The sequence below is a fragment of the Aliidiomarina indica genome, from assembly GCF_015354615.1.
GTDB lineage: Bacteria > Pseudomonadota > Gammaproteobacteria > Enterobacterales > Alteromonadaceae > Aliidiomarina > Aliidiomarina indica.
In genome coordinates this window covers 1-15251 of record NZ_JACAVQ010000010.1, presented here as the reverse complement: position 1 = coordinate 15251, position 15251 = coordinate 1, and the positions used below count along the sequence as shown (strand labels likewise).

Genomic DNA, 15251 nt, shown 5'->3' with positions numbered 1-15251 from the left:
CTAACTACACACATTACCCATGTTGGCGAGAATGATTTCTAAATCAGCCTCATCGGTAACGCCATCGCGGTTCAGATCATACCAACTTGCTAAGCCACCACCGCGTTCTGGGTCGGCCCAGTATTCCCAATTTTCAACATCGGTTTGGTCTACCACTAGGTTGCCATCACCATCGCCTGGGCAATCGATGACGCCATCTTTTAGTTCGGTAAGCTTGGCTCTGAGCCAATTTAAGCGTTCTTGCTGTAGTTCGGTTAATTCGTGCTCTGCGAAATTCGCTAGTAAATTATCTTCTTCGCGGTCCAGTTTTAGTTGGCTTGCATATGGACTTTCATTAACTTCATAAAACTCTTCAACGGCAAACAACTGCTGCGTTTCGCAATTCAATCGATTGATTTGTAGCAGCTTAAAGTTAGCATCGCGAATGGCTTGTTGCGATTCCGGGAACAGCTCTGCTTCCTCTATGCCTTGTTCTGCAAAATAGCTATTTACCTCACAGCAGGAGCTGAAACCCTCAGGTTTGATATCGTTGCCGGGACCATACCATTCACCACTTTGATCTGTGCAAACTTGGCGTTGCGGGAATAGTTGCACGCAAATATTGGCGTTTGCAATTACACAGGGTGGGGCGGCTTCTACCGTATCATTGGTGCCGAGCTCGGAAAAATTATAATCGCGAATGGCCGCTTGTTCAGGTACTAGCAAATACGGCATGACGGGCTGGCCATCTAGCCGCAGCTCTGCGCTAAGGGTTTCACTATCCAGCCCAGCAATATCCAAAAACAAGCGGTATAAATCGGTACTGTTAATTAAGTGCGGCACATCTCGGTTCGGAGAAGCAACCAAATCGCCAGTAACAATTAAGGGTACCCAAATGCCGGATTGATATAGCGAACCTTTGGCGCGCAACGGATCGAAAGGCAACTTCACGCTGGGCATATAGGTGCCGTTATCCGTGGTAAATACAATAACCGTGTTGCTCTCTGGATTGTATTCCAAGCTACCATCACTTTGGCGGATAGCAATTCCGGTTTCTACAAGAATGCGGCCAATTTCGAAATCAATGGCCTCTAGTTTGTGTTGCATGATCAGGCGTTGCTGCGCGAATTCCATTCTATCGCCACAGCCAGCAAGGCTGGTTTCCCGGTCGGGATATGGCAGTAAATGGGCAGGAGGCGGCTGCAAGGGCTCGTGCAATGCGGCAAAGCCGAGGCTTAACATCCAAGGCGTGCCCTCTTGCTCTTGCGCACTCTTAATCCATTCAATGGTGCGGTTTGCTTCTTGCACTGTGCGGTAGCCGCGGCCCAATGGGTTTGCTGCAGTTAGGGTTTCGTTGCGGCCATCGGCATAGTTAATTTTCCACTCGGCGGTGTAGAAACCGTTTTGATGATCAAACCGTAATTCTGCGAACCGATCAGAACTGTACTCAGTTGCGTTCGGATCGAGAATACCTCCCTGCTCGATACAGGTTTTACCTGGTGTTGGGAATTGCTCTGCATTGTTCATGACCTGATGCTCGCCATCGGCGAGATAGCAAACCCCGAAATCAGCACCTACTTCTTTGTTGGCGCGGGTGTTAGGAACAAAGCCGCATTGGTAAGTACCTTCAGGACCAACGCCACCAGCGGTTGTGTCTATGGGGTAAGGTGCGCCATCTAAGTAACCGGCAAAGAAATCCCAGCCCAGCTCGCGCATGGCGTCATCACCGAGTGGGTGATTATCCGGATCAACCTCGCTGCCGGTTATATGCATTTTACCGATTAGCGCACTTTGATAGCCCGCATGTTCGCGTAATACTTTGGGTAAGGTTGCGCGGTAGGGTGACATTTGCGACGTGGCGAGGGTATTGGATACTACCGCATTCAACACATTGTTCCGCGATGGATATCGACCATCAAAATAGGTGGTTCGGGTAGGCGAGCAAGTAGGCATCGACCAGGTGTTACGAAAGCGTACCCCTTGCTCAGCAATGTCATTGATACTGTGCGTGATGGGTGGCTCTATACCGCCGTAACCAAAGGCTTCGAACTGATCCATACCAGCATCGTCTACCACAATAAAGAGGATATTCGGTGGTGCCTGAGCAACCGGTGGTCGAGGTGGATTAATGATTAAGTCATCGTTGCTGCTTGAGGTTGATCCCCAGTTGCATCCCGCAAGAGCGAGCATGCATGTGCAAACGGAAATATATCTTATGAGTTTCATAGCATGCCCTTTATAGGTTTCATTGAGTTATTCCTGCCCCTGAGTATCTTGCTGCCAAATCAGGGGATCGTATGGGTTTTGCAGCTCAAGTTCGCTGCGTAACATCTGTTTTTCGGTTTCATCATTCAGGTAATCAATTAAAGTGAGCCGCAATTGCCCATTCTGCGGGCTGTTCTGTAGTTGTGAGCGTAGTATCTGCTGTGCACGCTCCACTTCCCCTGCGCCATGCCATGCAACGGCAAGCACATAGGCGTAGTAATCATTTTCCGGGGCAATAGCAAAGGCGCGTTGTAACGCCTGAATACCGCCGGTGAGAGAGCCGCTACGAATGCGCGCTAAGGCCAGCGCAAATTGCAGTTCGGCAACCTGTGGCCATTGTTCCGCTTGCCCCTCTAAGTATTGCAATCCGCCCGCAGGCGAAAGCGCTTCTAGTGCTTGCGCATTGGCTACAATAGCTGGGCTGAACCCTGGCTCAATGGTTAAAGCTTGTTGCAGTGCGCTAACGGCTTGTTCGGTTTGTTGAGTTGCTTGATAGAACCCGGCCAAACTGAAATGGGCTTCCGGCCGGCCCATTAATTCCGTTTGTACGCTTACAAATTCTGCGAGTTCGCCAGCAGCAATGGGCTGCCCGGTTTCCAGTGCATGTTCGATGGTAAGTTCACTGGCCACCATCCGTACAGAGCGGCTCGTATCGGAACGCATTTGTTGTAACACCAATTGCAGTTGCATGGGCGCAGCAAAGGCAACCGATGCTTGCAGTGCCGCGCGGCGCACCAGCGGGCTGGTGTGTTGTAGTGATTGCATTACTTGTTGGGAAAGCGGTTCCGCAGGGTAGTTCGGCGTTTCTGCGATTAAGGCGGCATAGCGCATAGGTGGTAAATCGGTGCGCAGCAGCTGGAATAGTAATGCTTTTACTGCATCAGGCTTACCGTGGCGCGCTGTATAGAGGGTGCGGGCAAAGCCACCATCGGCGGCTACATAATCAGGGTAACGCTCGGTGAAGGCAGCAACGATGATGTCGGGATTATCGCCCTGATGGCAACTTAAGCAGGCATCGGGATGCCCAAGCTCTAACGCTTGTTTAGGGTTAGGAATACTAAAGCTGTGATCGTGGCGAAGATCATTGCCCATGTAGAATTTGCTCGGCATGTGGCAGCTACTGCATTGCGAGCCCACCGATGCGCTGGCATGAAAGTGGTGCAGCTCGCTTTGATAGTCAACGGCAAGTAAGCCACTTTTATTGAAGTCCGGCCGGGGAGCCGCAAGTTGCGGGTTATGGCACTGCAAACACACGCCATTGCCTGACGCTTTCAACTCTCCCGAATGCGGGTTATGGCAATCGCTGCACACCACGCCTTGTTCATGCATTTTGCTTTGGATAAACGAACCGTACTCGAATACTTCGTCTTTTATGGTGCCGTTTACTTCGTACAAATCGGCGGTGAGCAAACTTAGCAAGTATTGATCGTGAAAATCTTCGGATGGCTTTAGATCGCCTAGTGCGGTTCGCCGGCTATGGCATTGCGCGCACGTTGCTACTTGCTGGCCAGAATTAGGCTGCAGCGATGAATGAAAGCCTTTATGCGGATCATCGTTTTCGTTGACTAGCCATTGCAGGTGGCCTTTAGCAGGGCCATGGCATGCTTGGCAGCCAACTCCTAACGATTGCCATTGGGTTTCATAAGTGTTGGTTTCCGGGGCGTAGTGCACCTGATAGCCGCTAGTGTGGCATTCCACACATTGCACGGTGGCGTTCTGTGCGGCACGTTGCCAGTGCAGTGGATGCTCGGCGGTGATGTGCATATCTTCATATAGCTGGAACCAGTGCTCTTGCTCGGTATCCCACGCAATAGGTAATGCTTGCAGTGCCCCGGTTTCTTCTTCCTGCACTAGGTATTGCTGCAGAGGTTCCCAACCAAAGGTGTAGGCAATCTGGTAATTTTGCTCCGCTTGACCATCTTTGAGAACGTTAACAAAGTATTGCTGATCTTGTTTAGAGAAATTAAACAACTCGCCAGCGGTATCGAATGAAGTATTAAGAAAAGCAGCGCGAACAGATGAGTATGTGGGTGCAAGCATTGCTAATTGATGGTGAGAGTTTTGCCAATCTTGGAATTGCGCTTGATGGCATTGCGCACAATCACTCTCGCTTACCCACTCGGAAGCTTCCTGAACATTAGCTGTTACAGAGGGCTGGCGTTCAAATGCTGTGAATTGAAAGGCGCCAATAATTACAGCAAGAACAATAGCAAAAGATAAGTAGAGCCAACGAGCTGTTAGCATAAGCTAAGCTGTATCCCTTCATAAAATGATCGATCGTTAGGCGACGACTCATAATTAGTAGGGCATTATGAACAATCTTTGGGCAGGCTAGAAAAGAATGTGTACCTTAGGTATAGCTAAATAAGTGGGTAGTGTCAAGCATGCTGGAATTGAGTTTAACGATACGACTCCTGTCTCACTTGAAGTGCACAATCCTTTAAAAGCAGGCCATAGGCGAAAAGCAATCAGGCTTTATCGTAAAATCACAGGTGCAGGTTTAAAAGAAGCATCCGAGGTAGTGAATGGCTTGGTAAAAAACACATAACTTTGTTCTCGGGCTTATACCTCTACTGGGGTTGATTTGCCTCATTGTTTTAGTGTGTAAGCCTGATGTAATCACCGGTTCCGCAGCAAGTTAAAGCCAGCACCCTCCATCCCACAAAAAGAGCCCTCCAACTATAAATTGTGAGTGTGTGATCAACTTCCCAACGCTTCACGTATTTTGCTGACGCCCTAAGAAGGCTATACACACCAACACACGCTGGAGGGTTTTCAATGAAAAAGGTCACAGTTCTACTATTGGCATTGTTAACAAATGCCCTATTCCTTCAAACCGCAGTCGCACAGGACCAAGGCAGAGCTTTGGTGCCTTTACCTTCGCTCGAAGACTTCACCAGAGGTGAGGATGGCTGGAGCTTCGGTTTGGGCTTGGGTATTGAATATGAATCTGCCTACGAAGGCTCGGATGAATTTGGCTTCGAGTTAGATCCCGCTGGCGCCGTTCAGTGGCGTCGAGGCGATGATATTTTTTATTGGGCGGGAGAAGCTTTGGGATGGCGTGGTCTTCGCGCTGACACATGGCTATTCGAGGTCACCGTTGGTTTCGACGAGGGCCGCGAAGAAAGTGATTCCAGTAAGGGTCGTTTAGATGGACTCGGCGATGGCGATGAAGGATTTGAGCTCGTGTTGCAAACCCGTCGCGCTTTCGATGCCGACTGGCGTTATTGGCTGGATGGTCGTCTGATCGCTAGTGAGAACGGCAACCTGGGTATTTTTGGAGTTGGCCGTCGCTTCGGCGAACGAAAAGATGGTTCGGGTTCTGAAATTTCGATTGCCGTGCTTTATCATGATAGCGATTATGCCAATAAAGATTTTGGCATCAACGCGACGCAGGCGGCTGCATCAGGGCTGAATGAAACCAACATGAAAGGTGGATTTCGCTCAGTTGGGCTCCATTACAACTATCGTAATTACATTTCGAAAAATTGGCAGATATTCGGCGAAGTACTCTACGAGCATTACGGAAGCGACTTAAGACGCAGCCCTATCGCGCGTAACAACTTTGAAGCCGAAGTAGGTATTGGAATCATCTACGTGTTCTAAACCACCTAAGCACGAGCCTCGCGCTGGTGCGTCTGTATGGATATTTCAACCGCAAGACACTAGTGCACTCAGTGTCTTGCGGCTAACGCCCAGTGCTTCTGCCGCTGCGGTAACAGAAAGACCAAGGGGCTCAATACAAAGCTCTCGCAGTACTTCACCCGGATGCGGGGGTTGTGCATTAACATTGGCGGTACCTCAGTGATAATCCTCGTAGTTTACAATCTCGGCATCGCCGTCTTCGAACCGGAAGGCCACTGGCGAGTTACTACTGAGGTCACTGACCAGATTCCGGCACGGTTGCCAGAGAGTTCGTGCAAACGAAGTCCGGGTAAGTCCTTATCATTGGCATTCACCGCTGCATTCAATCTACCGAGAATGAGCCGAAGCCTCTTCGCGTGAGCGGCTTGAAGATGATGTCACCGAGAGAGTATCGAGCTCTTAAAGTGGCTAGTTAAACTGTCCGTTTTAGCGGGGGCAACTACACTAACAATTCCGAATGACTACGCTCTCTCTTTATCTTTGTTAGAGCTTATCTTTCTTCTTATATCGATCATATCTCTGAAAGTCATGAATGTGGACAGAAAAATGGCCCATGAAAAGAATGTGACCAGATCTTTCTTCGACGAAAGATTAATGTCAACTCGAAAATCAAACGCTACGTATATACCATGAATAACCATTAATAGACCAATCACTAAAAGCGTATTGATTACAAATCTTTTGCAGAAAAGAGTAATAGTCACTTTGCGTCCTTATTGCCGCCTATGGGATGTCCCATCCTATAAACCTTTCCAAGTCCCAAGAGCCATAATACATCGCACTCTCTACAAGCGCAAAGGGTGCAACGATGTCTTAAACACTAATTGATTGAGCAATGAATGAATAGTCTGAGCACACTATATAAGTTGAGCCAGTGTGCGGAAGGTTGTAAGTACCAGGGTGTCCACTTGCCAGTTACCACTGACCGTCACTGACCAGATTCCGGCACGGTTGCCAGAGAGTTCGTGCAAACGAAGTCCGAGTAAGTCCTTATCATTGGCATTCACCACTGCATTCAATCTACCGAGAATGAGCCGAAGCCTCTTCGCGTGAGCGGCTTGAATCCCTGCCCCACCAGTCAATGGGTCTCGATTGTTTCTGAGCCCCTTGATCTTGCTATTTTTTTATGACCCACCAACCTCCCCATGCAATCGCTAATGGCAGGACGGTAAATAGAGCAAAAGTTCGTATGAAAACGAACCAAAAATCACTTCCAACCTCTGGGTACTCAATATAAACCAAGTTAAGAATAGTTACGGTGCTGAGCAGCATCCATATCAGCGTCATGACTATTGAAAATTTCAGAGACCGGCTCATAGAATCCTCTTATTGTTAATTTTTAAAGCACTGAGCACGCAACTTTCCAACCTACTTACCCTACATACGGCGAAATCAAGGAATCAGGCCCCGTTTGTGCAGCTAACGCTGAAGCGCACCGGTGGCCTTGACGCAGCGAAGCGGAGGAAGTCCACGTCCGAGTGCTTTGAATTGTTAGCGCAACGCATGATTTCCAAAAGTATTACAAGAATATTGGTTTCACAAACAGAAGCGACACAACCAACTACATTAGATAGACTCATTATTTCCCTTAACTTTATTTACTGCTCGGTTTTCTAAAGAGTTAGCCTCTATAAGGTTAGATAACTTCCTTACATCTTGATTAAGTTTACCTACTCTTTTCCCTACACCGTCTATGGAATCCACAATCTTCAGTAAATATGGCTTGTTAATAATACCCGGCAGATCAGCGTACGGCTTAACATCCAATAGATAGTCTTCACATTTTACATTCGCTCCATTCAAGCTAGTCCACTCCAAGCGAACGCTAAAAGGGGGCATGGGTTCTTTAGAGTCAGAATCTTTAGGCTTGAAGAGTTGAAAGCCGATAGCAAACAAGATCGAAATTTTCTCTCCTTGCGGAATTAGAGTTATCGGGCCTCTCTTTGTGGTGCAATCCAGGATCAGGTCATACCGGGTGAAATGCTCCGACTCTCCTAAGAATTGAAAGTAGACATTTCTTGCGGGGCCTGTACCTACATTAGCGATTGAGATGTTCAAGCCACCTGTTCCATCTGGATGCGGCTCAAAGTACGCAACCAAATTAGGCTCCGAGCCTGCCTTCCGCAACAAACGATTCTCACGCCACAAAAATACGGTAAGAATAGCTATTGCAACCGTGGAGAAACCGCTGAGAATCGTAGCTATGTCGTCTAGGCCCATTACTGCGTCCTCTCGTATCGATGCCTTTTGGCTTGAGCGCTAACGCAAAGCGCAGCGGCGGCATAAAGCCGTCCACTGACGCGTTTTGTTAATCGTCATTACTGGCCTCTCGATGGGTCTCAACCAAGAATACTGCAAGTGTAGACGCTGCTCCTACGGCCAGCTTGGCATGTCTTGGACCAAGGCCTTTGTACGATGCAGCTTTACCATGCCCAGTGCCGTATTTGTTTCTGAGGGCCGCAATCCCATTTGTTATCGCGGCTAAATTGCTCAATAAAATACGAATAGTGTCTACGGCTTTCGCTTCGTCCGGTATATCTTTTGGAGTAAGCTTCAGCTCCTTTACGGTACGCTTAACCAGTTGCCCCAAATCATCGTTTTTGGGCGGCTCTATTCCTCGCTCACTGAGGATTGTTTTACAACATGTTTCCAGTAACTCTTTTGCGGTTCCGATAGCAAGGCCGGGATCATTGAGAACAGCAGCTTCCATTCTTGTGATTTGCTGGGTGACGTAGACCACATCACTGCCGCTTAAAGATTCTTTTGCAGCGCCGACCCCTGGGACGGAGATAACACCTACGTTACGACCTATATAGATGGGTTTTCCTGATATTCTTGTCCTTTCAGCGATTTCAAATCCATCGTTAACTAAGAAGCTGTTATACAGTTGGACAAGCTTTTGGCATTCCGTGACATCCGGACGCACAACCGGATGCGCTGATTCAGCCAAGAATCTTAAAAGGATCTCGTCGTCACCGTTCATAAGGTGAAAACGACGATCATAAAAAACCCAGTGATCCTCCCAGTCATAGTTATTAACCCGATGCTGCCAGATGTCTCCCGCAGCATCGGAAAAACGTTGATCTGTCGACGGTAAAGAGCTCAAGTCATACAGACGTGAAAGGAACTCGGATTCTTCCAGCGTTCCTGCCCAGTTGACATTTTCCATAACCATTGCATCGAAGAGGTCTTTTCTAGTGATCTGGGTAATTTTCATATCGACCTTTATCGATTAACATTTGAATACTGCGAATGCGCAGTATATCGGGATGATCAATTGAGCTGGAGTCCCTATAGATAATGACAAAGGCATGACATGCTCCCTGCATTGTTCTGACACAAACCGTGCGTGCCTGTTTATGTGTCTTGTAGCAACATAATTACTGCACATTTTATGTTCAATTCTTCGACTTTAGCCTGCTTCAAAGCGTTCAGCAAGCTGATAATGTGTGGCGTTGCCCTGTAAAGGGTGGGTCGATAAGTGCCGTGATTAGTTCCCTTTATATAAACAGTCACAAGCATTGAGTCTTGTCTAAACAGTTTTAGTATTGCTTGTACTGCAGAACGGTTCTGATATTGCTGCTTTAGGCGCGTCTTTGGGCCTCAGGGACGTTAGAGCATTTTAGATAAATACCCACACACTTGGGCAACACTGCGCTGGAAACAGGAGACTGTTAATAGGTTGAATCCCCTGCTTTAGCTCGCCTCATATCCTCAACGGCAATAGCTCATTATCAACTTGCCCAATTGCTAAAAGCCGTTTATTGTCTAATTTATTGAAGAAATAGTAAGCAAACATGAAAGTATTAATGAGCATGCGCGTTTTGAACCGCACAAAAATAGGGAGCCATTCATGAAATCCTCAGTATTCATCGACCCCGCACGCCGTTTCCTGCTGCTAATACTCCGCGCATGCCTGATATTCAAATGTTAAATTTCTTAGGAGAGCATGTCCATAATGGACGATTTCTTTAAAACAAAGGTCGGCTTTACCATAGGGCTTCTGGCTGCAGTTTTTACTATTAAGCCATTAATCGACGCGAATGGAAGCTTTGGGTTTGCAGTTTTTGGTTTGAAGATTACTATCGAATATGCCTATCTGTTTCTCATGGCATGTCTCGGCTTGGCTGTGTATTTCATTTCCCTGCAGTTTGCTTCCAAGAGGCATGTTAGTGTCTTAGACAAGGCTAGCAACGCTTGCTATGCGGTTGCGCTTGCAACACCACCTGTATTTATTGCTTTTTGGGCTCTTACGGTAATCATGAACTTAGTAGGAAGAGTGGTCGTTCAGATTCCTCAGAGCGTACTGACGGCGGTTGCTGGTGTTATCGCCGGCGCCCTCGGCAATTACTTATATAAATTCCTCACGAACTCAATTCAATTTAAACTTTCGAGAGCGGAAAAAGAGCAAGAGAGGAAAAACGACCTTATTGTGCTAGCCAGAGCATCAGATCTATTTAACTCAGGCATGTACGATTTGTCAGTCCTTGAATCTAGTAAAGTAGTCGAGTCAATTATTAGGCGTATGTTGGATATGCGTGGCGTTTCGGTGGAAAACATAAATATGTATGAGTTAATTCGGTTAATTCAGAGTCAACGATTACTTAATAAGCACGACATAGAGCTTCTTCATGAAATCAGAAAATACCGAAATGAGTCAGTTCATACTGTGGGCAAGATTTCACGTTTAACCGCTGAACGAGTGTTAAACCTATCTCGAGAGTTAATCTTCAAGCTTGAACAGAGTTCCGATTCAGTTGGGTATGCATGGCTAGAAAATAACAGAAAGAAAGTTATTGAATTATTCAAAGAGGGTGATACCAGAAAGAGCAAAAAGGCACTGGAAATGCTCAAGATGGCTTGGAAGAATAGGGATGGAGCAGTTTGGTTGGAAATTGCTGACTTCTTTGAGGCTGCACTTATTCATAACCCTAATCTCATCATAGATATGTTTGATAATGATGAAGAGCTTTTAGATAGTTGGTTAGAAAAAGCAGAAGTTCAGCTCTTCACCGATTTTTCTGGCGGACAGAAAGAGCGTTACAAAAAGGTCAAAAATGCGATTCTACAAAGTTTGTCAGAATACATGAATAATACGAAGTCTCCCGAAAAGTTAGAGGTCGCGAAGAAAATATATGGCACTCTAGAATCTGCTGAAGTTCGGGAAATCGACTAGACAAAATTTAACAAACGCGTCAATCAGGACGCTCGCGAGCTCGCGCCTATTACGCGGGCGTTAACATGCATTATTTATAACCAGAATCGAGATAGATACATGAAGATTTTAACGATTGTATTTTTTGCGGCCCTTCTCAGTGGTTGCGGAGTCACTCCATATAAATTCAATCAGGATACAAACATGTTTCCTGAAAGGGCTGGAGCTAACATCACGACTAGGAAAATTAAGGATTTTTCAAATAAAGAGTTCTCAGTCGTTAATCTTGATATTAGCCAAGACGCGATTTTGGCAGATTTTATCCGCCGTCAATATACCGAACTATTTATAGATGCTTTCAAGCAATTGGGGTTCAAAGAAATATGCTTGAATGATCACGAATGCTCAAATGGAATGGATGGATTGAATGTGAAAATAAAATATTTTAGTCCTATGAGGGGGAATCAATACGAGAGACGAATGGAAGTATACGTTTTAGATAGTAATTCTGAAGTTGTATTTTGGGTTGTTGGGGAGAAGTTGGCGATTTTTTCAAGTCATGAAAAGGAGCTTATATATCCAACCATCAATAAACTTGTAGAGTGGATGAATTATAATGATATCCGATCATCGCGCATGTAAATGAGGTGCAATATTCTGTGTCAGCTAAGTCATGGTTTAGTTTTTAATACAAGCAGCTGTGCCGCTCTTCGGGTTTGCTAGTGCGGCAAGCCGTCCACGTTTGGTGTGGGCTGTTAACAAGGCCAGGCAGGCTTGGAGCTAGAATTTGCTCCAAAGCACATCATCGATATCTATGCTGACGACTGACATCCTTAACAAGGCCAAGCACAGGGACAGCTTTTCCGTTGCGGCTTCGCCTTCACTACAAAGCTGCCCGTGCTGGCAGCGTTATGCCTTGGGGCAGATGGGTGAAACATGCTTACCATGATTGATTTACAACGATTAGTGCAAGTACACCGCAAACGTCAGGGAAGCATGGTGCTTGCTGTAAGCAACTTTCCAGCAAAAATTTTAAGGAGGGAACAATGGAAATCCGAATCTTGAAAATTGTGTTGATACTCTTTGTCGGATTAATGGCTTTGTTTTTTGCTGCGGCAAACATCGCAAACTGGGATCCAGGACTCGAGACTGTAGCGTATGTACTTAGTATGGAAGGGCACGACTATTACTCCAACCGCATCTTTCCACCGATCATAAATCCCGTCTTAGTTACCATAACCTTTCTGGCCATCATTGCGGGAGAGTCGCTTGTCGGCGTGTTATCACTAAAGGGCGCTTGGGATCTTTGGCGGAAGCGGAAGGTAAGTGGGGACGAGTTCGATTCGGCCAAGACGTTGGCGATACTTGGATGCGGAATGGCGATGGTGGTCTGGTTTGGTGGCTTTATGGTGTTGGGTGGTGGCCTTTTCCAAATGTGGCAAAGTGAAATCGGCGCTGGGTCATTTCGCGATTCGTTCACAGTCGCAGTTACCAGTGGAATTATTATGCTGTTCTTGATCACTCCCGATAGCTGGGCGAGTGGTCGGCATAGCATATGATGAAGATCAAATCTGGCATCTAGCAATGAGTAAATTATACCAAGACAAAATTATCGAAGCACCTCTGATGGGATGCAATTCAACGGTGGACATTAGAACTATTGAAACAGTGGAAGAAGAAATGCCAGAAGAGTTTAGACTTGGCTAAAGGCGCAACAAAACGCTGTTTGTCGGACTGCTCTTCCGCTGGCGCCTCAAAGCAGCCGCAGAGCGCGGTGTTATAACCCTAAGGAGTCATCAAGTTATGCGTGAGTATTTTAGAAATTTCGGCTCAGGATTTTTTTGGGGAGCCGGTTTTATTACTGCCTCATTAATTGTCATCTCCATGCACACGATTTTTGTTGAAAGACAAATATTAAGGTTAGCTGATGACATGTATGAGGCACAATCTCTGAAACGCCTAACAGAACAATGGCGAGAAAATTTCGATGTTGAGACGTTAAATTTGTATAAATTGGAAAGACAGTTGCGAATTACGGCATCAATAAATAACAACTCCGGCAACCCATCTTTTTTGCCAAACATAAATTTTGACATTTTTAATGAAGATGGAAATTTCATTTCTAAGTGCAAATATTTCTCTGACCGTTCGGGCGCACACCTAAATGAACCTATATACGTCGAAGCAACATGTAATGTTTCCGTTTTACAAGCCGAGCAAGCAAGTTATGCCATTGGATATTTTAGTTTATGAGATGGCTTATAACGTCTCGCACCAGCGGAGCGAATCGTGAAAAGCGCCAAGTTCCCCAGTTAGTAGATCTAGTTTCTTTTTTTGGGCGAGGTTGCTAACCATAAGGATTTAGGTGGTTTCCGACTAAATACAATTTGGACTCTAACAAGTGCGCTACATCTAACGTTAATAAGCTGTATAAGAGACGGAGTGGGAACATATCCTTGAAAGCAGACATTAGAGAAAGCAAGGGAAATACTAAGGTTATTGGAGCAACATCCACTGGTACAACACGATAGACCTGACAACCCTTCCAAGGGTATTTATTCGTGGCCCAGCTAAACACGCATTAGACTGGATTGACACGGGGTTGAAAAACAATGCCTAATAAGCTGCTGCACTCGGAAAGATTACTCGCTACGCTCCCAATTTTTCGGTGAGCAAAGCGCAATAAAACCAAGGAGAAAAAATGGAAATCAACGTAATGCTATATAGCCAAATCATCTTCATCATCGCGCTAGCCATAGGCGCTGTCAGTTATTACTTGGGTCGCAAAAAAACCAAGCAGCCTATGCTAACTGGGGTTTTAGGGTTTTTTCTGGGGCTAATACCGATCCTGGGGTTAATTTACCTTATCGTATTGGTACGCAAACCGGAACTAGCTGCCAGCACCGCTGAAGCTTAGAAAACCACAAAAAAATGCCCTCCAAAAGGAGGGCATTCAAAAACTATCTCATGGGTTCAACTATTCTCATGAAATAAGTCGTTTAAACAAGGTCAGTCATAATAAAGCATTCGGAAAGTAGCACTATTAAATAAGTCGTTTACTAGTGAGTCTAGCATTCAAAGTGATTATTCATTCATCTGCCTCACTCCAGTTCAACGTATAAAGTCTAATTTTAAATGTATTGCCTTTCTCGAATGGGCTTTTCAATACCGCAAAACTCCACATTGATAACATGGAGGAGCTTAAGAATTTGCTCCTCAGTTTGATAATAGTCATTTCTATCGAGAACGGGTAAGGTCATGCCTATTTTGGATAAAACTAGCGCCATTTTAAATTGATGTTTCTTATAGCTAAAATCGGGTTTTTGAGAGCTGCTTACTATTTTATTTGAAGTTTCAATAACGGCGTCCACTTCACTTATAAAGTTATGATACCCATCTCCGACATTCAAAATGCCCGCTCTAGACGCAGGGAATACCCTGTTGTACCAAGTTATAGTATTTATTGAATTCTTGTTCACGCGATCAAGCTTTGCAACTTCAAAGTCAACAAAATCCTTAAAAACCCTGAAATTCGATATATGATTTGATATGGAAGCGGAGTAGCTTGTACTTAAGTAGTTCTTAACGGCTATAATAATTCCACCAACTGTCGAAACGGCAACCACGAGCTTTATAGTAGCTACTATAATGTCTAACGAAGGAGAAAACCTATCTGAAAAACTTTCAACGCATGCCGTCGATAGACAAATTTTAGTTGGCCCATTGGAAATTAGCTCACCAAAATAAAGAACGATTGCAACAATTGCTCCGACAACGGCTATGCGCCAGATATATGTTATCAAGCGCTTAAGCAAGGGGTCATTTATTTCTTCTAAAGACAAAATAACACTCCATCAATGTTCGTAATTGTACGGAAAGCTTCTTAACTTTTCTCTCAGCCTTTCTGCGTCATGAAAAAATGTTCTTCGAATGACCGCAATCCTTTGTGACGCTCGGTTGTAGCGTTTCCAGTACCAATAAGTATTATTGCTTCCTTTATTATATTCGCGTTCAAGTCCAGCCAGAGCTTTCTCGCACCGCTCGATATCTTTCTTCGATGGAAGGGGCTGTATTTTCTGGAGTCTTTTATAAAGCTTTAAGTAGTCTTTATGATTACGGTGTTTTTCAAGCTAGTTGTCACCATCAGCCCGTTTAAGCGGCCTGTTTTTGTTCCTCTTTCATCTGCTCTTTTGCTGGGTTAAGGGTT

Annotated in this window: 11 protein-coding genes; 6 read left to right on the top strand and 5 right to left on the bottom strand. The window is 45.6% G+C overall.

What is annotated here, in order from left to right:
* Positions 1 to 2205 carry a sulfatase-like hydrolase/transferase gene (locus HXZ99_RS11610; RefSeq protein WP_194757458.1) on the bottom strand — a complete coding sequence of 735 codons (2205 nt, stop codon included), beginning with the start codon at positions 2203 to 2205 and terminating at the stop codon, positions 1 to 3.
* Between the two features lie 27 nt (positions 2206 to 2232).
* Positions 2233 to 4488, bottom strand: a complete 2256-nt coding sequence (locus HXZ99_RS11605) for a multiheme c-type cytochrome (protein WP_194757457.1) — start codon at positions 4486 to 4488, stop codon at positions 2233 to 2235.
* Between the two features lie 534 nt (positions 4489 to 5022).
* On the opposite strand from HXZ99_RS11605, the gene HXZ99_RS11600 reads away from it, so the two are divergent.
* Entirely contained in the window at positions 5023 to 5850 is an 828-nt protein-coding gene (locus tag HXZ99_RS11600; RefSeq protein ID WP_194757456.1) for a MipA/OmpV family protein, read from the top strand.
* Positions 5851 to 7455: 1605 nt separating this feature from the next.
* Here the strand turns inward: HXZ99_RS11600 and HXZ99_RS11590 are convergent.
* Positions 7456 to 8109 (bottom strand): hypothetical protein, encoded by a 654-nt coding sequence (locus tag HXZ99_RS11590; RefSeq protein WP_194757455.1) that lies wholly within the window; start codon positions 8107 to 8109, stop codon positions 7456 to 7458.
* Positions 8110 to 8197: 88 nt separating this feature from the next.
* Entirely contained in the window at positions 8198 to 9106 is a 909-nt protein-coding gene (locus HXZ99_RS11585) for an abortive infection family protein (RefSeq protein ID WP_194757454.1), read from the bottom strand.
* A gap of 741 nt (positions 9107 to 9847) precedes the next feature.
* Here HXZ99_RS11585 and HXZ99_RS11580 point away from each other — a divergent pair.
* The 5 genes from HXZ99_RS11580 to HXZ99_RS11560 all read left to right on the top strand — a co-directional run bounded on the left by HXZ99_RS11580 (position 9848) and on the right by HXZ99_RS11560 (position 13961).
* Positions 9848 to 11065, top strand: coding sequence for a hypothetical protein (locus tag HXZ99_RS11580; protein WP_194757453.1), 1218 nt, complete (start codon positions 9848 to 9850; stop codon positions 11063 to 11065).
* Positions 11066 to 11164: 99 nt separating this feature from the next.
* On the top strand, positions 11165 to 11686 hold the full coding sequence (locus HXZ99_RS11575) for a hypothetical protein (RefSeq protein ID WP_194757452.1): 522 nt from the start codon (positions 11165 to 11167) through the stop codon (positions 11684 to 11686).
* Positions 11687 to 12090: 404 nt separating this feature from the next.
* Positions 12091 to 12603: a DUF2165 domain-containing protein gene (locus tag HXZ99_RS11570; protein ID WP_194757451.1), complete on the top strand. Its 513-nt coding sequence runs from the start codon at positions 12091 to 12093 to the stop codon at positions 12601 to 12603.
* 244 nt (positions 12604 to 12847) lie between these two features.
* Positions 12848 to 13297 (top strand): hypothetical protein, encoded by a 450-nt coding sequence (locus HXZ99_RS11565; protein ID WP_194757450.1) that lies wholly within the window; start codon positions 12848 to 12850, stop codon positions 13295 to 13297.
* A 448-nt stretch (positions 13298 to 13745) separates the two neighbouring features.
* Positions 13746 to 13961 (top strand): hypothetical protein, encoded by a 216-nt coding sequence (locus HXZ99_RS11560; protein ID WP_194757449.1) that lies wholly within the window; start codon positions 13746 to 13748, stop codon positions 13959 to 13961.
* 214 nt (positions 13962 to 14175) lie between these two features.
* Here HXZ99_RS11560 and HXZ99_RS11555 read toward each other — a convergent pair whose 3' ends face one another.
* Positions 14176 to 14886, bottom strand: a complete 711-nt coding sequence (locus tag HXZ99_RS11555) for a retron Ec48 family effector membrane protein (RefSeq protein ID WP_194757448.1) — start codon at positions 14884 to 14886, stop codon at positions 14176 to 14178.
* Positions 14887 to 15251 lie beyond the last annotated feature (365 nt).

What these genes read in the sequence shown, in the direction of transcription:
- HXZ99_RS11610 (WP_194757458.1), bottom strand. Translation starts at nt 2,205, where the DNA reads ATGAAACTCATAAGATATATTTCCGTTTGCACATGCATGCTCGCTCTT.
- HXZ99_RS11605 (WP_194757457.1), bottom strand. Translation starts at nt 4,488, where the DNA reads ATGCTAACAGCTCGTTGGCTCTACTTATCTTTTGCTATTGTTCTTGCT.
- HXZ99_RS11600 (WP_194757456.1), top strand. Translation starts at nt 5,023, where the DNA reads ATGAAAAAGGTCACAGTTCTACTATTGGCATTGTTAACAAATGCCCTA.
- HXZ99_RS11590 (WP_194757455.1), bottom strand. Translation starts at nt 8,109, where the DNA reads ATGGGCCTAGACGACATAGCTACGATTCTCAGCGGTTTCTCCACGGTT.
- HXZ99_RS11585 (WP_194757454.1), bottom strand. Translation starts at nt 9,106, where the DNA reads ATGAAAATTACCCAGATCACTAGAAAAGACCTCTTCGATGCAATGGTT.
- HXZ99_RS11580 (WP_194757453.1), top strand. Translation starts at nt 9,848, where the DNA reads ATGGACGATTTCTTTAAAACAAAGGTCGGCTTTACCATAGGGCTTCTG.
- HXZ99_RS11575 (WP_194757452.1), top strand. Translation starts at nt 11,165, where the DNA reads ATGAAGATTTTAACGATTGTATTTTTTGCGGCCCTTCTCAGTGGTTGC.
- HXZ99_RS11570 (WP_194757451.1), top strand. Translation starts at nt 12,091, where the DNA reads ATGGAAATCCGAATCTTGAAAATTGTGTTGATACTCTTTGTCGGATTA.
- HXZ99_RS11565 (WP_194757450.1), top strand. Translation starts at nt 12,848, where the DNA reads ATGCGTGAGTATTTTAGAAATTTCGGCTCAGGATTTTTTTGGGGAGCC.
- HXZ99_RS11560 (WP_194757449.1), top strand. Translation starts at nt 13,746, where the DNA reads ATGGAAATCAACGTAATGCTATATAGCCAAATCATCTTCATCATCGCG.